Below are 15,116 nucleotides of genomic sequence, written 5' to 3' on the forward strand. Positions count from 1 at the left end.
GCAGGCGCCCCACTCAATCCTGCCCCGCCGTCGCCTCCTTGTCGTCCGGCTCATCGCTCTCCTCCTTCGACCGCTTGCTCTTGAACCGCGCCGCCAGTTGCTTGCGCAACCCATCCAGTCCCGCGCTCTTGCCGGCCACCTTCAGGAACTGATAGCCCTCCACCGAGTTCGACATCATGTCGCTGCCCAGGGCCATCTCCGTGTCCAGCATCCGCTGGTACAAACGCATCACCTGCACCGTCCGCATCCGCAGCGCGTCCAGCGCCGCCACGTCCCGCTGCAGCGCCGCCAGGTCGAAGTTCGCCGGCAGGATCTGCGGATTGGCCGTCAACACATCGACCGCCAACCGGCAGAACGCCTCCGACTTGTCGCCCATCTTGTGCAACCTGCGCCGCTTCACCGGATCCAGTGCCACCAGCCCGGAGAACCGCCCGTCCAGTGTCGCTAACGCCCCATCGATATCCGTCAATGCCGCCTCATCGAAGATGATGTCCACGATGTTCTGACTCATGCTGCCTCCTTGGTTCCTTGTCAGTGGGATGCCCACCCTCCGGCAGGCACCGCCACTCTAGGACGCGGCACACGGCAAAACCTCTAACATTTCATTCGCACACAGCGCGCACCCCATCACGCCGAACCGCGTTCGATACACCGCATCATCCCGCGACATGAGCGCGGTCGTGGACCGCCATACCAACCGGCATCAACGTCGATACCAGTTGGCATCGTTCGCCATATCACGGGAACCCGTGCGCCATACGCCAGATACTGTCTCGTGATGCGCACGGACATCCCGCGCCATAGGCATGCAAGTGACCGTCGATACGCCGACCCATGCGCGTTGATACCGACCGGTATCGATCCGCATATCGACGCGTATCCCCCGCCATATGTCGACGTATGTCGCACGACCCGACGCGATATGTCGCGCCACCTGCCGTGGTATCGACCGCCATGCCGCCGACCATCATCGGTCATGTCCATCGCGGTACCCCGCGACAGGACGCCAGGTCGAACACGCAACCGCGCGACAGACCACAGTGATCCTGCCAGCCCCAGGACCATGGCCACGGGGTTGTCACGACACGACGCTTCAGTCCCTCCACGCTGCCCTGCGCCACACGCCACCGGGAGCGTGGCGCAGGGGAAGGCGTCAGGCGGGCAGGAACAGCATCCTGGTCTTGAAGGAAACGTCGTGAAAGGTGCGCGCGCCGTGCGCGGCTACCTTCGAGTGCCATGCGGTCGTAGCGGCATGCGCACGCCCAGGCGGGCGTTGCGCTGTTTACCGGCGGGCGGACCGTGCGCGCTTTCCACCGCCGCCTTTCGCAGCGGCACGGCTCTGTTCGAATTCCGGGAAGGTCTCCGCCATCGAATCCTTCTCCGGCAGGATGTAGAAAACCCCGCCCTTTTCCAACGTCGGACGGACGATCTGCTCGTAGAACCCGGGCGCCACATTGATGCAGCCGTGGGTCACGCGGTTGTCGTCCGGTGAAGCCGATGCGAGGCGCTCGGCGCGCCGTTCGCCCGGGACCGTCGCGGTGGGATGCATGGAGACGGCGGAATCGTAGTCCACCCACAGCACGCGTCCGGCGTCGATCGACGGACCGTAACCGCCCACATAGCGACCCGCGGGCGTGGTGCGATCCCGGCCCGGGATCTCGCGAAGCGCGAGTCCGGCGATGCCGGGTGCGGTGTGATCGCCGACCGCCGAACCGAAGAGCCCGGGCGCTGCGCCGCGAAGCCGGCCGTCGCCACCGAACACCAGGATCTGTGCAGCGGTCTTGTCCATGATCACGAACGGATAACCCTGGTTGTCCTTGCTGGCGACAACCCAGCCCGCGAGCGCGATCACCGTGTCGGACACGTCCTGGCCTTGCGGAAGCTGGTCGGCGCCGGTGTCCACGTGTGCAGTGGCTTTCTCGGCATCGGTTTTCTCGGCGGCAACCTTCCCGCTCGTGGCTTTCTCGGCGCTGGCCGCACTGAAGCTGGTGAACGCAAGCGCGAGTACCAGCGCGCCACCAAAGGTCCGGATCGCAGGGTGCGTATACGTGCGGATGGGACAGCTCCTCGGAACGGGGATCGGATCAAACAAGGAGACCGGTGGCCCTGCAGGGCCACCTGGTCTCGGGTTCACACGGTGTATCGCAGATCGTGCAAGCGCGATCAGCCGCGCGGCACGCGGCGCGGCGCGGTTTCAAGACGCTGCACGCGGCCTTCGATCTGATCCAGGCGCTGGTTGGCCTGCTGTGCGGACTGGTTGGCGGATTCCGCGCTCTGGGCTGCGCCCTGCACCTTCGTGTCGAGCTGGTCGAGGCGCGAGTTGATGCCTGCGAACTCATCGTCGTAGGTGGCGCATGCGGAAAGACTCAGGGCGGCCACGAGCGCCACGCCGAGCGTACGCGCCATCGTCAGGTGTTGTTGGTTCTTGAACATTCGAATCCTCCTTCGGCTGGGGAGTCGAAATATAACGGCCTTTTTGACGGAGTTTTGACCGTCATGAACCGCCTTTACCTGTCATTGGCGTACGTCGATAACGCGTGAAGAAACTCGGTTTTATGCATATTTTCGGCATTACGGAGGGCTCGATATTCATCCAACGCTGTTGGCCTTGACCGCAATCACAGATGTGAACACGCGGACTTGATAATCGCGCCATCCTTACTGACGGATCTCCGCTGACGCGTTGCCTCTTTCATCGGTAAGGCGCACTACACACGCGCCTGGATGCGTCCAGATTGTCGCGACATCGTCGCGTTCCGCGCCACGCCCGCAGCGCACATGCGACATCCAATGCTGATCGTTCCGGGCCGACGTGGAAGGACTTACAGCAGGACGTGCAGATGCTCCGCCAGCCGCAGGCTCATGGCCACGATGGTGAACGTGGGGAAAGCCCATCCGCCCGTGGGAAAGACCGAGCTGCCTGCCACATGCAGGTTGGCGACCCCATGCACCCGTGCATCGAGATCGACCACGCCTTCGCGCGCAGACGACGCCATGCGCGTGGTGCCCATGTGGTGTGCCGTGCCGTGGATCGGCGCGTCGGAACGTGCATCGTCCGCCAGCCATGCGTCCGGCGTGAAGCGTCCTGCGCTGGCCTTCGCCAGTTCCGAACCGAAGATGGTCGCGGACATCCGATACGTGTGCCAGTCGAGATCGGTCAGCCGCCAGTCGACGACCACCTTGCGCTGCCCCAGTGCATCCCGTTCGTCTCCCAGGCGGATGCGGCTGTCCGGGTTCGGCGCCTGCTCGAAGTAGCCGACCACATCCACCCGCTCCGCGGCGACCGGCAGTTTTCCATGACGCTTGCGATACCACGCCCGCGCCACCTGTCCCGAATGCAGGCCCGCCGTGGCCACCGCCTTGCCCAGCGCGGTGATCGAACGGTCGGTGCGCGACGCATCGACGGCGGGCTGCGCCGATTCCAGCTGTCCGTCCAGCGTCATCGCCTCGTCGTGGGTGGGTTTGCGGAAGGCCCGCCGCAATTCCCGCAATGCACGCACGCCTGCGGGCACGGCGCCTTCCACCGCGAACGGCCTGACCCGCGCATTGAGCAGGCCGTAGTGCGCGCGCGCGGCGTCGGACAGGCACAGCTCCGGATAGGACGGCGTCGGTCCCCTGCCCCCGGTGCGGTCGTAGGGCCGGGTGACGCGTTCGGGTACGCCGCCCTGCAGCGTGCCCAGCCGGCAGGTCGGATGGTCCATGAAGTAGCGGCCCACCAGACCATGCCGATTGCCCAGACCTTCGGGCGCCACGTCGTTCGAGAGCAGCAGCAACCGCGCGTTCTCGATACCGCCGCAGGCCAGGACGTACTGCCGCGCCACCAGTCGGGTCGTCTGGCCGGACAGCGAGCGGATGGTGAGCGACTCCACATGCGTCGCCTCCGGACCGGCATCGAGCGAGGTGACGTTGGCATGCAGCAGGAGCGTCACGTTGCGCGCCTGCGCGAGTTCGTCGCGGAACGCTTCGCCGAAGAAGACCGGACTCCTGACGAACGTCCGGTGCTCAAGCAGATCGCTCACGACAGCGTGTGTTTCCTGCCCGTCCTGCTGCAGGAACGAGCCATCCGCCAGGGCGTGGTGCCCGATGCCGAAGGTCTCGCGCGCCCGCTCATAGAACGGCTGCAGCGCCTCGTATGCCAGCGGCCAGCCGCTGTTGGGCACCCAGGTGCGCCGTGAGAGATCGCCATTGCTCAGCGGGATGCAGCCGCCGCCCCATACATGGGTACTGCCGCCGAGCGCACGCAGCCGGCTGCGCACGGGATCGAAGCGCCCGTCGCCGACGGCCGCGCCTTCGTAGAGCGATTGGCTGAGCGATTCAGGACGGTGGCCCCCGCCTTCGACCAGGCAGACGTTGACCGGAGTGTTCAACCAGGATCGTGCCAGCGCGATGCCGGCGGGGCCTGCGCCCACGATGCAGACGTCCGCATCGATACGGCTCGGCAAGGGGGCGCTGTTCGCATCCAGGATCACGGGACCATCCGGGGGTTGATCCCGCAACGCGCGGCATCTCGGTGGAGTGGCGTGGCCGTCGACGGGCAGGCGCGGAAGCGGGAACGGGCGCGTGCTCGGGACGGGCGCCGCAGACACTGCGACCGGTTCTGTTACTCCCGCGTGATGACAGGCCGCCCGGCGGTGCCGTCCGGCGTCGCCCGTACGCTAGGGCGCCGGTGTTGCGTCGCCGAAGACCAGCTTCACCGTCGGACGCGCGGGGTCGCCGGCGCTGTACTGCGTCTGCGGGAAGTCGGGATAGCCGGGATAGCTCGCGTGCAGCGTGTCGCCGGACAGCCACTGCAGTGTCAGTGGCGTGTGGTCCAGCGGCGCGTCGAAGCCGGCCACGCCGGTGGACGCCATGCATTCGGCTTTGCGCGACGACTCCAGCACGGTGACCTGCGTGCGACGGTAGGTCGTGAGGCTGCAGCCGCAGTGGCGCAGCTCGGCCTTCAACGTGCCATCGGGGGACGGCAGTGCGTACACCGGTTCGTCCACGCATCCGCAGGCGGCAAGGCCTGACAGCACGACGCACGACACGACGAGGCGAGACAGGCGCTTCATGGCAGGACGGACTCCCTGGAACGTGACCCTCCCGATCGTAGGGGCCACGCACGCGATGGGCAACGCCGTCCTCCTCGCCGCACGGCGCGGTACGCGTTGCCGACGGCTCGACGCGCACGTGCGTTCGGCCCCGCATAATCGCGTCATGGAGACACGGCGGACGCACGCATGAAGACGATCGGACTGATCGGCGGGATGAGCTGGGAATCGACGGTGCCGTACTACCGCCAGATCAACGAAGGCATCAAGGCGCGGCTGGGGGGACTGCATTCGGCGAAGGTGGTGCTGTACAGCGTCGACTTCCACGAGATCGAGCAATTGCAGCGCGACGGCGACTGGGACGCCGCAGGCGACCGGCTGGCCGACGCCGCGCGCCGCCTGCACGCGGCCGGCGCCGACCTGCTGGTGCTGTGCACCAACACCATGCACAAGGTGGCGCCGCAGATCGAAACGGCCGTGCCCATCCCGCTGCTGCACATCGCCGACGCCACCGCCGCGGCCATCCTGGCGGCCGGCCATCGCAGCGTCGGCCTGCTCGGTACCCGCTTCACCATGGAGCAGGACTTCTACCGGCAGCGCCTGCAGCAACGCCATGGCCTCCAGGTCATCGTGCCGGACGCGGACGACCGCAGCATCGTCCATGACGTGATCTACGACGAGCTGTGCCGTGGCGTGGTCCGCGATGCCTCGCGCGACCGCTATCGCCGCATCATGGACGACCTGGTGGCCGGCGGCGCGGAGGCCATCATCCTCGGCTGCACCGAGATCGGCCTGCTGGTGGCGGCGCAGGATGCGCGCGTCCCGTTGTTCGATACCACGGCCCTGCATGCCGCCGCAGCCGTGGAGGCCGCACTGGCGGCGTGACGCGGCCCGCTCACGCCGGGATGCGGGCGATGGCCTTGATCTCGAAATCGAACCCGGCCAGCCAGTTCACGCCGATCGCAGTCCAGTTCGGATAGGGCCGCGCTGGAAAGACCTCGTCCTTCACCGCCAGCACGGTCTCGAACTGGCGCTCGGGGTCGGTGTGGAAGCTGGTCACGTCGACGATATCGTCCAGGCTGGCCCCGGCGGCATGCAGGATCGCTTGCAGGTTCTTGAAGGCCAGCCGGACCTGCTGTTCGAAGTCCGGCTCCGGCGAGCCATCCTCGCGGCTACCCACGGTCCCGGACACGAACAGGAAGCCATCCGAGCGCACGGCGGCCGAGTAGCGGTGATGGTCATACAGGGCCTGGCGGCCAGCGGGGAAAACGACGTCGCGCGTGCTCATGGGAATCTCCTGGAGGGGCCGACGGCCCCGATGGGGTAGCGATCACTCTAGGTGCCCGATGCGCCGGGATATACACGGCCATCCCGGTATCACTGTTTGTAGAATCCAAACAATTCCCTTTCCTCCAGGAGCCCGCATGGACCGCATCGACGCGATGCAGGCCTTCGTCCGCGTGGTGGAAACCGGCAGCTTCACCAAGGCGGCCGACACGCTGCAGGCCAGCCGGACGCGGGTGACGCACCTGGTGCAGCAGCTCGAAACGCACCTGCGGGTGAAGCTGCTCCACCGCACCACGCGCAAGGTGAACACCACCGCCGACGGCGCCGCGTACTACGAGCGCGTCGTCCGCCTGCTGGCCGACCTGGACGATGCGGAGACCAGCCTGTCGACCGCCTCCGAGGCGCCACGCGGCCGGCTGCGCGTGGATGTGCCCGCCCCGTTCGCCCTGCACATCCTGGTCCCCGCCCTGCCCGGTTTCCACGCGCGCTATCCGGACATCCAGCTCGACCTCGGCGCCAGCGACCGCAAGATCGACCTGATCGACGAGAACGTGGACTGCGTGGTGCGCGGCGGCGAACTCACCGACGCATCATTACGTGCACGGCACGTCGGCGACCTGCTGCTCGGCGTGTACGCCTCGCCCGCCTATCTGGCGCGTGCCGGCACGCCCGCACATCCCTCGGCACTGGAAGATGCCGCGCACCGCATCGTGGGCTACCGCAGTTCGCGCACCGGCAGTCCCTTGATGACGCCGATGCATCGCGACGATGAGCAGTATGTCGTGCAGGGCCGTCACGTGCTGTCGGTGGACGACGGCAATGCCTACCTCGCCGCCGGCATCGCGGGCCTGGGCGTGCTGTGGCTACCCCAGTACATGGCGCGCGCACCGCAGGCGCGCGGCGAACTGGTGCCGCTGTTCGCGGACTGGCGCCTGGATCCGATGCCGATGTACGTGGCGTTCCCGCCCAACCGCCATGTCAGCCGCAAGCTGCGGGTGTTCATCGACTGGATCGTCGCGCTGATGGCGCAGCATGCGCCGGCCATCCGGCCGCCGCGATAGTCGGAACGGCGGCGCACAGACCATCGCGCGGGCAAGGCATCGATGCCGACGGCCCGCCGCATCCCTCACAGGTGCTTCTGGACCGCCTCGGAAATGCAGTCGCCCAGCGCTTCGGACTTGTCGGTTCCGTGACGGTCCTGGCACGCGACCAGATCGTCCGCGATCCTGCTGAAAGGGATGCGGACATCGATTCCCTGGGCCCGTGTCAGGCAGACCAGGCCCCTGTAGTGGAAATACGGGAACGCAGCGACATCGGGCCTGGCGTAGATGTCGTCCAGGATCGCGTGCAGCAGGATCGCGCGCGGATCGTTCCGGGTCTTTGCGCGCGGAGGCAGCGTGGCCTCCAGGTCCGCCTTGGTCTTGCCGTGGTCGCGCATGCCGAGCGCCGCGTTGGTCGCGTCGAATTCGTACTGGCATGCGCTCATGTCGATGTCCTTCGACAGCGCGACCGTTGTCGGGAGCAGCAGCAGGCACAGCAGGCCAGACCTGATTCCGTGCATCGGTTCCTCCGTCGGGAGCGCCGCCTTGAGCCCATGGCGGACGCAACGGCCCGGTCGCGGGCCGTGTGCGCTTACATCGTGTGCGTCGGCTTCTCGCCGTTGAGGCTGCCGGCCAGCATCGTCTCGATGCGGTTCTTGATGGCCTCGCCCTCGCCGTTCTCGGCGAATTGCACGCCGATGCCGGCCGCGCGGTTGCCCTGCGCACCGACCGGCGTCACCCAGACCACCTTGCCGGCCACCGGCAGGCGGTCGCTGGATTCGGGCAGGGTGAGCAGCAGGAAGACCTCGTCGCCGAGGAAGTAGCGCTTGGGCGTGGGCACGAAGATGCCACCGCCTTTCACGAAAGGCATGTAGGCGTTGTACAGCGCGGCCTTGTCCTTGACTGCCAGCGACAGGATGCCCTGCCGTCCACCTGCTGCATTCATCACTGTCTCCGTGTTTCCGTCAGCGGCGCGCCCCGACAGCGCGTCCGCGATCATTGCCGGCCCAGGCCAGCAGCAGCTCCACCATGGCCAGGTCGCCGCGTACCGTCGTCCGCAACAGGTCGCGGGTGCGGTTGGCGGCGTCGAACCAGGTGGCCAGCTTGTTCAATCGGGCCGGATCGGTCAAGCCGACGGTGCCGGCCTGCGCCAGCGCCAGGTCGGCCGCATGCCGCAGCCGCGCATCGGCCAGTTCGTCGTTGGACCAGCGCTGCGCGGTCTCGACCACGCCGATCTCGCCCTTCTCCAGCCGCTGCAAATCGCGTGCCACGGCTTCGCGCAGCGCCAGGCCATCGTGGCGCAGCCAGTCGTCGGCCAGACCGGGATGGCCGCGCGCGGCGTCCAGCGCGCGCACTGCGTCGGTCGCCGCATGCCCCTGCGCCTGCAGCCAGGCGAGCGCTTCGTCGCGGGGTGGCAGGCGGAATTCGATGCGCTGGCAGCGGCTACGGATGGTCGCCGGCAGGCGCGCAGGCTGCGCGCTGACCAGCCACAGGTAGCGGTTGGGCGCGGGCTCTTCCAGCGTCTTCAGCAACGCATTGCAGGCCGACCGGTTGATCGCGTCGGCCGGATCGATCAGCGCCACCTGCGCGCCGCCGTACTGCGGCGTCAGCGCCAGCTTCTGCGACACCTCGCGGATCTGGTCGATGACGATCTCGGTGCGCAGCTTGCTGCCGTCCTTGGTGGCGACGAACGAGATGACCTGCAGGTCCGGATGCGTGCCGGCGTCGATCAGGCGGGTGCTGCGATCATCCGGCGCAGGCTCTCCATCCGCGTTGCGCTGCTGCGCCAGCACGCGCCGCGCCAGACGATCCAGCACCGCGCGCTTGCCGAGACCGGCGGGACCGCACACGAGCAGGCCATGACCGAGGCGGCCGGACTCCAGCGCCGCGACGGCATGGTCGTAGGCGCGCTGCTGCCAGGGTGAGAACGCAGTGCTCATGCCAGATCGCTGTCCGTCAGGGTGCGCAGGTAGGCGGTGATGGCGGCATCGACGGCCGCGGCGACACCCGCGGGCGGCAACGATGCATCGATCACGCGGAAGCGCTGCGGTTCGGCCGCGGCACGCGCACGGAAACCCGCACGCACGCGTTCGAAGAAATCGTCCTGCTCGCTCTCGATGCGGTCGGGCCACAGGTCGCGGCCGGCGGTGCGCGCGCGTCCCTCGCGCACGTCGAGGTCGAGCAGCAGGGTCAGGCCCGGCTTCAGGCCCACCGCGCGACGTTCCAATGCGGTGATCCATTCGGGATCCAGTCCGCGGCCGGCGCCCTGGTAGGCGTAGCTGGAGTCGGTGAAGCGGTCGCTGATGACGAACGATCCGCGCCGCAGCGCCGGTCGCACCACCTCGCGCACATGCTGCGCGCGCGAGGCGAACATCAGCAGCAGTTCGGTCTCGGCGGCGAGCGGTTCGTCCTGCGCACCGAGCAGCAGCTCGCGGATGCGCTCAGCCAATGGCGTGCCACCCGGTTCGCGTGTCAGCACGACATCATGGCCGGCGGCCTGGAGTCGATCACGGATGGCCGCGATGGCACTGGTCTTGCCGGCGCCCTCGCCACCTTCCAGCGTGATCAGCCGCGGCTGCGACAACAGGGCCTCGCTCACGGCGCTTCCGCCTTGCGCAGCGTTTCCCGGCGCGTCACGAGATAACGCGCCACGGCGGCGTTGTGCTCCGCGAGCGTGGCCGAAAAGATATGGCGCCCGCTGCCATCGCCGACGGCGACGAAGAACAGCGTGTTGCCGTCGGCGGGATTCACCGCGGCCTTCAGCGCGTCGGCGCCCGGCATGGCGATCGGCGTCGGGGTCAGGCCCTTTCGCGTGTAGGTGTTGTACGGCGTATCGGTCAGCAGGTCGCGTTTGCGGATGTTGCCGTCATAGCTGCTGCCGATGCCGTAGATCACGGTGGGATCGGTCTGCAGCGGCATGCCGAGCTTCAGCCGGCGCGCGAACACGCCCGCGATGGCCGGCCGCTCTTCGGCGATGCCGGTTTCCTTCTCGATGATCGAGGCCAGGATCAGCGCCTCTTCGGCCGACTGCAGCGGAACGTCCTGTGCGCGCGCCTGCCAGACGCCGTCGAGCGTCTTCTCCATGGCGGCGTACGCACGCTTGAGCACGTCCAGGTCGGTTTCGCTGCGCGTGTACACGTAGGTCTCGGGCAGGAAGCGGCCTTCCGGATGCTGGCCTTCATGACCCAGCGCGGCCATCAGCTCGGCATCGCTCATCTGCGCGGTCTTCTGCTGCAGCGGCGTGGCGCTGCGCAACGCGGCGCGCAGCTGACGGATGTTCCAGCCCTCCACGATCGTGAAGCGGTACTGCAGCGTGCGGCCTTCGCGCATGCGCTTGAGCAGTTCGCGGGGGGTGAGGGTCGGCTCCAGCGCGTACTCGCCCACCTTCAACTGGCTGGCGGTGTCGGTCTCGCGCGCCAGCAGGCGCCATTGCAGGTCGGAGCCCTGGGTCACCCCGTGCTCGCGCAGCTTGCGCAGCACCGTGGGGAACGCGTCGCCGCGGGCGACTTCCACCGTGCTGCCGGCCACGACACCGTCCAGGGGCGTGTCGCCGAAGCCGCGATGGCCCTGCCACAGCCACAGCCCGGCGGCGATCGCCACGGCCAGCAACAGGACGAAGGTGATGACGATGAAGCGACAACCGCGCTTGAGTGCTGACGCCACGCAATCCTCGGGGTGTGAAGCAGGCCGTGCAGGATACCCGGTCGCCGTCTCAGGGCGTAGGCGCGCGGCGGCGGAGGGCCGATGTCAGCCTTCCAGCGCCTTCAGCACGCCCCGGGCCTTCGCACGCGTCTCGTCCAGCTCCCTGTCGGGAATCGAGTCGGCGACGATGCCGGCCCCGGTGCGGAAGCGCGCCACGCTGCCCGCTCCGTCCGCCACGACCTCGGCGCTGCGGATAAGGATGTTCAGGTCCAGGTCGCCGTCGCGGTTCAGCCAGCCGAAGGCGCCCGTGTAGGCGCCGCGCGGCACCTGCTCCAGCTCGGCGATGATCTGCATGCAGCGCACCTTGGGGCAGCCGGTGATGGTGCCGCCGGGGAAGGTGGCGCGGATGACATCGCCCGGTGTCGCATCGTCGCGCAGATGCCCGCGCACGTTGCTGACGATGTGATGCACGTGGGCGTAGCTCTCCACGGTCATCAGCTCGTCGACCTGCACGCTGCCGGGCGTGCACACACGCCCCAGGTCGTTGCGCTCCAGGTCGATCAGCATGACATGCTCGGCGCGCTCCTTCGGATGGCCGACCAGTTCGCGGATGCGCGCCGCATCGTCGTCGCCCTCGAAACGCGGGCGCGTACCGGCGATGGGTCGCGTCTCCACGACGTCGCCGCGTACCGAGACCAGGCGCTCGGGCGACGAACTGACCACGGTCCAGTCCGGCGTGGCGAACAGGCCCGCGAACGGTGCGGGATTGGCGGTGCGCAGGCGCGCGTACAGCGCGGCGGGATCGAGCGGCGCATCGAAATGGGCACGCCACGCGCGCGACAGGTTCACCTGGAAGATGTCGCCCGCGCGAAGGTAGTCGAGGATGCGATCCACGCCATCGGTGAAGCGCGACGGTTCGTCTTCGTCGATGCGGGCCGGCGGTTGCCAGGCCGGCAGCGGCGTCATCTGGACGACACGCGCGACGTCGGCGGCGGTTCGAGCGATCAGGTCGCCCTGCCCGGCTTCCGCCACGATCACGCAATCGCCGGTACTGCGATCGCGCAGCACGGCCGCGGGACAGCGCAATGCGAGCGCCACCGGCTGCGCTGCCGGCGCTTGCGGGAGCCGCAGGACCGGTTCCACCTGCTGCGCCAGTTCGTACGCCAGCAGCAGCGCCCAGCCACCGCGGAACGGCCAGCGCGGCTCTTCGCGCGAGATACGGTGCGCCTGCCAATGGCGGTCCAGCACCGAGAGGAAATCGCCAGCCTCCACGCCGCCGCGCAGGTCATGGGTGACGGCATCGGCATCCAGTCGCAGCCCGCTGCCGTCGGCGATAAGGAGGAAATCCCAGCGGCCTTGCGCGGTGCCCGACGCGACCGACTCCAGCAACACCGGATAGCGTTGCGGGTCCAGGCGATGCAGGGACAGCAGATCGGTATTGGACGGAAGCGCGCGGGTTTCGATCATCGGAGTCGTTGCACGCTCACCTGCGAGCGACTGGGGATGCGGGGGAGGAAAACAGGAACGGCGGCCCCTAGGGTACCGCCGCTCCTCATGCCACGTGGACGCCGGGATCAGACCCGCTTGAACACCAGCGTGCCGTTGGTGCCGCCGAAGCCGAAGCCGTTCGATACCGCGACGTCGATCTTCTTCTCGCGCGCGATGTTGGGCACGTAGTCCAGATCGCAGCCTTCGCCCGGTGCGTCCAGGTTGATGGTCGGCGGGATGATGCCGTGGTGAATGGCCAGCACGGAGAAGATCGCTTCCGCGCCGCCCGCCGCACCCAGCAGGTGGCCGGTCATCGACTTGGTGGAGCTGACCATGATCTTGTACGCGTGGTCGCCCAGTGCACGCTTCATCGCCAGCGTCTCGGCCAGGTCGCCCAGCGGCGTGGAGGTGCCGTGCGCGTTGAGGTACTCGACCTGGTCCGCATTCAGGCCGGCATCCTTCAGCGCCGACAGCATGCAGCGCGCGGGGCCTTCACCGTTCTCGCTCGGCGCGGTCATGTGGAATGCGTCCTGCGACGCGCCAAAGCCCGCCAGTTCGCAATAGATGCGCGCGCCGCGCGCCTTGGCGTGTTCGTACTCCTCCAGCACCAGGATGCCGGCGCCGTCACCGAGCACGAAACCGTCGCGGTCCTTGTCCCACGGGCGCGAGGCCCGGGTCGGATCGTCGTTGCGGGTGGACATGGCCTTCATCGCGCAGAAGCCGCCGACCGACGTCGGCGACGAGCCGCGCTCGGCACCGCCGGCGACCATCACGTCGGCGTCGCCGTACTGGATGGTGCGCATGGCGATGCCGATCGAATGGTTCGACGTGGCGCAGGCCGAGACCGCCGAATAGCCGGGACCCTTCAGCCCCTTCATGATGCTCAGGTGGCCTGGCAGCATGTTGATGATGGTGCTGGGGATGTAGAACGGGGAAATCTTGCGCGGGCCGCCTTCGTGCAGCTTCACCGCGGTTTCCTCGATGCCGAGGATGCCGCCGATGCCGGCGCCGATGATCGCGCCGATGCGCTCGGCGTTGGCCTCGGTCACTTCCAGGCCGGCGTCGTCCATCGCCATCAGCGAAGCGGCCAGTCCGTAGTGGATGAACGAGTCCATCTTCTTCACGTCCTTCGGCGACACGAAGGCGGTGGGATCGAACCCGCGGATCTCGCCCGCAATCTTGGTGCTGTAGCCCTCGGTATCGAAGGTGGTGATCGGGCCCAAGCCCGAACGCCCGTTGACGATGCCGTCCCAACTGGTGGCCATGTCATTGCCCAGGGGGGACACCAGGCCCATGCCGGTGACGACGACGCGACGACGCTGGCTCATATCGGACTCCTCTTGGATCTTGACGGCCCTGCCCTGCAGTACGCGGGCGGATGGGGGCCGGATACGCGCGGGGCCGCATGCGCGGCCCCGACACGGTTTGCTGCAACTGCCGGACTTACGCCTTGACGTGAGCCTTGACGTAGTCGATGGCCTGCTGCACCGAAGTGATCTTCTCGGCTTCCTCGTCCGGAATCTCGCACTCGAACTCTTCTTCCAGCGCCATCACCAGTTCAACGGTGTCCAGCGAGTCGGCGCCCAGGTCATCGACGAACGATGCGCTGGTGGTGACTTCTTCTTCCTTAACGCCGAGTTGTTCGACGACGATTTTCTTGACGCGTTCTTCGATGCTGCTCATGGATTCGCTCCAGACGGAGATGGGTGACTTGTTGGATTCTGCCGACGCGGGGCGAAGGCAAACCGGGGATAGTGTAGTGGAAACCGGCGACGGCGGGCAGGTATCGCCAAACGCCACCGAATCAACCACTTACAGCTAATTCTTACGGCATGTACATGCCGCCGTTGACGTGCAGGGTCTCGCCGGTGATGTAGCCGGCGGCCGGACCCGCGAGGAAGGCGACCGCATTCGCGATGTCGGCCGGTTCGCCCAGGCGACCCAGTGCGATCTGCTCGCCGAGCGCCTTCTTGGTCTCTTCGGGCAGGTCCTTGGTCATGTCGGTGGCGATGAAACCGGGGGCGACCACGTTGACGGTGACGCCACGGCTGCCGATTTCCTTCGCCAGCGACTTGGAGAACGCAATGATGCCGGCCTTGGCGGCGGCGTAGTTAGCCTGTCCGGCGTTGCCGGTCACGCCGATCACCGAGGCGATGTTGATGATGCGGCCCTTGCGCGCTTTCATCATGCCGCGCATGACCGCCTTGGACGTGCGGTAGACGCTGGTGAGGTTGGTATCGAGGATGGCCTGCCAGTCTTCGTCCTTCATCCGCAGCAGCAGGTTGTCGCGGGTGATGCCGGCGTTGTTGACCAGGATGGAGATGCCGCCGAATTCCTTGGCAATCGCGTCGATCAGCGCATCGACCGCCGCCGCATCGGTAACGTTCAACTCGCGACCGTGCCCGCCCGCCGCCGCCATCCGCTCGCCGATGGCCTGCGCGCCCGACGCGGTGGTCGCGGTGCCGATGACGATCGCACCCTGTGCCGCCAGCAGGTCGGCGATGGCAGCGCCGATGCCCCGGCTTGCACCGGTGACCAGTGCGATTTCACCCTGCAGGGGTTTGCTCATGTTGATGTCCTCGGAACGGGATCGCGTGATATCGCGGATCAGGATAAAGGAACAGACGCG

Annotated in this window: 17 protein-coding genes; 2 read left to right on the top strand and 15 right to left on the bottom strand. The window is 67.5% G+C overall.

The genetic code is table 11. The annotated features are described in order from the left end of the window. Positions 1-13 precede the first annotated feature (13 nt). The 5 genes from IB230_RS09475 to IB230_RS09495 all read right to left on the bottom strand — a co-directional run bounded on the left by IB230_RS09475 (position 14) and on the right by IB230_RS09495 (position 5,051). Positions 14-511 carry a hypothetical protein gene (locus tag IB230_RS09475; protein ID WP_192271566.1) on the bottom strand — a complete coding sequence of 166 codons (498 nt, stop codon included), beginning with the start codon at positions 509-511 and terminating at the stop codon, positions 14-16. 771 nt (positions 512-1,282) lie between these two features. Continuing rightward, positions 1,283-1,903 carry a hypothetical protein gene (locus tag IB230_RS09480; protein ID WP_343227339.1) on the bottom strand — a complete coding sequence of 207 codons (621 nt, stop codon included), beginning with the start codon at positions 1,901-1,903 and terminating at the stop codon, positions 1,283-1,285. A gap of 260 nt (positions 1,904-2,163) precedes the next feature. Further along, positions 2,164-2,433 (bottom strand): hypothetical protein, encoded by a 270-nt coding sequence (locus tag IB230_RS09485; protein ID WP_192271568.1) that lies wholly within the window; start codon positions 2,431-2,433, stop codon positions 2,164-2,166. Positions 2,434-2,822: 389 nt separating this feature from the next. Further along, positions 2,823-4,469: a GMC family oxidoreductase gene (locus IB230_RS09490; RefSeq protein ID WP_343227295.1), complete on the bottom strand. Its 1,647-nt coding sequence runs from the start codon at positions 4,467-4,469 to the stop codon at positions 2,823-2,825. A gap of 186 nt (positions 4,470-4,655) precedes the next feature. Further along, positions 4,656-5,051, bottom strand: a complete 396-nt coding sequence (locus IB230_RS09495) for a hypothetical protein (RefSeq protein WP_192271570.1) — start codon at positions 5,049-5,051, stop codon at positions 4,656-4,658. Between the two features lie 168 nt (positions 5,052-5,219). Between IB230_RS09495 and IB230_RS09500 the strand changes: the two genes are divergently transcribed. Continuing rightward, complete coding sequence (locus IB230_RS09500) at positions 5,220-5,915, top strand: aspartate/glutamate racemase family protein (RefSeq protein WP_192271572.1); 696 nt, start codon at positions 5,220-5,222, stop codon at positions 5,913-5,915. 10 nt (positions 5,916-5,925) lie between these two features. Here the strand turns inward: IB230_RS09500 and IB230_RS09505 are convergent, their stop codons facing one another. Then, entirely contained in the window at positions 5,926-6,318 is a 393-nt protein-coding gene (locus IB230_RS09505; protein ID WP_192271574.1) for a RidA family protein, read from the bottom strand. A 136-nt stretch (positions 6,319-6,454) separates the two neighbouring features. Between IB230_RS09505 and IB230_RS09510 the strand changes: the two genes are divergently transcribed. Then, positions 6,455-7,378, top strand: coding sequence for a LysR family transcriptional regulator (locus tag IB230_RS09510; RefSeq protein WP_192271576.1), 924 nt, complete (start codon positions 6,455-6,457; stop codon positions 7,376-7,378). 65 nt (positions 7,379-7,443) lie between these two features. Here the strand turns inward: IB230_RS09510 and IB230_RS09515 are convergent, their stop codons facing one another. The 9 genes from IB230_RS09515 to fabG form a co-directional block, all read right to left on the bottom strand. Then, on the bottom strand, positions 7,444-7,878 hold the full coding sequence (locus IB230_RS09515; RefSeq protein ID WP_192271578.1) for a hypothetical protein: 435 nt from the start codon (positions 7,876-7,878) through the stop codon (positions 7,444-7,446). A 71-nt stretch (positions 7,879-7,949) separates the two neighbouring features. Further along, a complete protein-coding gene (locus IB230_RS09520) occupies positions 7,950-8,303 on the bottom strand; it encodes a PilZ domain-containing protein (RefSeq protein WP_192271587.1) in 354 nt (117 codons plus the stop codon). Positions 8,304-8,322: 19 nt separating this feature from the next. After that, complete coding sequence (locus IB230_RS09525; RefSeq protein WP_192271589.1) at positions 8,323-9,297, bottom strand: DNA polymerase III subunit delta'; 975 nt, start codon at positions 9,295-9,297, stop codon at positions 8,323-8,325. Continuing rightward, a complete protein-coding gene (gene tmk / locus IB230_RS09530) occupies positions 9,294-9,956 on the bottom strand; it encodes a dTMP kinase (protein WP_192271592.1) in 663 nt (220 codons plus the stop codon). Before tmk ends, IB230_RS09525 begins: the two co-directional genes overlap by 4 nt. Continuing rightward, a complete protein-coding gene (gene mltG, locus IB230_RS09535; protein ID WP_192271594.1) occupies positions 9,953-11,020 on the bottom strand; it encodes an endolytic transglycosylase MltG in 1,068 nt (355 codons plus the stop codon). Before mltG ends, tmk begins: the two co-directional genes overlap by 4 nt. 84 nt (positions 11,021-11,104) lie before the next feature. Beyond that, on the bottom strand, positions 11,105-12,466 hold the full coding sequence (locus tag IB230_RS09540; protein ID WP_192271596.1) for an aminodeoxychorismate synthase component I: 1,362 nt from the start codon (positions 12,464-12,466) through the stop codon (positions 11,105-11,107). A 107-nt stretch (positions 12,467-12,573) separates the two neighbouring features. Further along, positions 12,574-13,815 (bottom strand): beta-ketoacyl-ACP synthase II, encoded by a 1,242-nt coding sequence (gene fabF / locus IB230_RS09545; protein WP_192271598.1) that lies wholly within the window; start codon positions 13,813-13,815, stop codon positions 12,574-12,576. A gap of 115 nt (positions 13,816-13,930) precedes the next feature. Beyond that, positions 13,931-14,170 carry an acyl carrier protein gene (gene acpP, locus IB230_RS09550; RefSeq protein ID WP_014161144.1) on the bottom strand — a complete coding sequence of 80 codons (240 nt, stop codon included), beginning with the start codon at positions 14,168-14,170 and terminating at the stop codon, positions 13,931-13,933. 142 nt (positions 14,171-14,312) lie between these two features. Continuing rightward, positions 14,313-15,056, bottom strand: coding sequence for a 3-oxoacyl-ACP reductase FabG (gene fabG / locus IB230_RS09555; protein WP_192271600.1), 744 nt, complete (start codon positions 15,054-15,056; stop codon positions 14,313-14,315). Positions 15,057-15,116 lie beyond the last annotated feature (60 nt).

The sequence above is a fragment of the Pseudoxanthomonas sp. PXM01 genome (assembly GCF_014851815.1).
In the GTDB taxonomy this organism is placed as follows: Bacteria; Pseudomonadota; Gammaproteobacteria; order Xanthomonadales; family Xanthomonadaceae; genus Pseudoxanthomonas_A.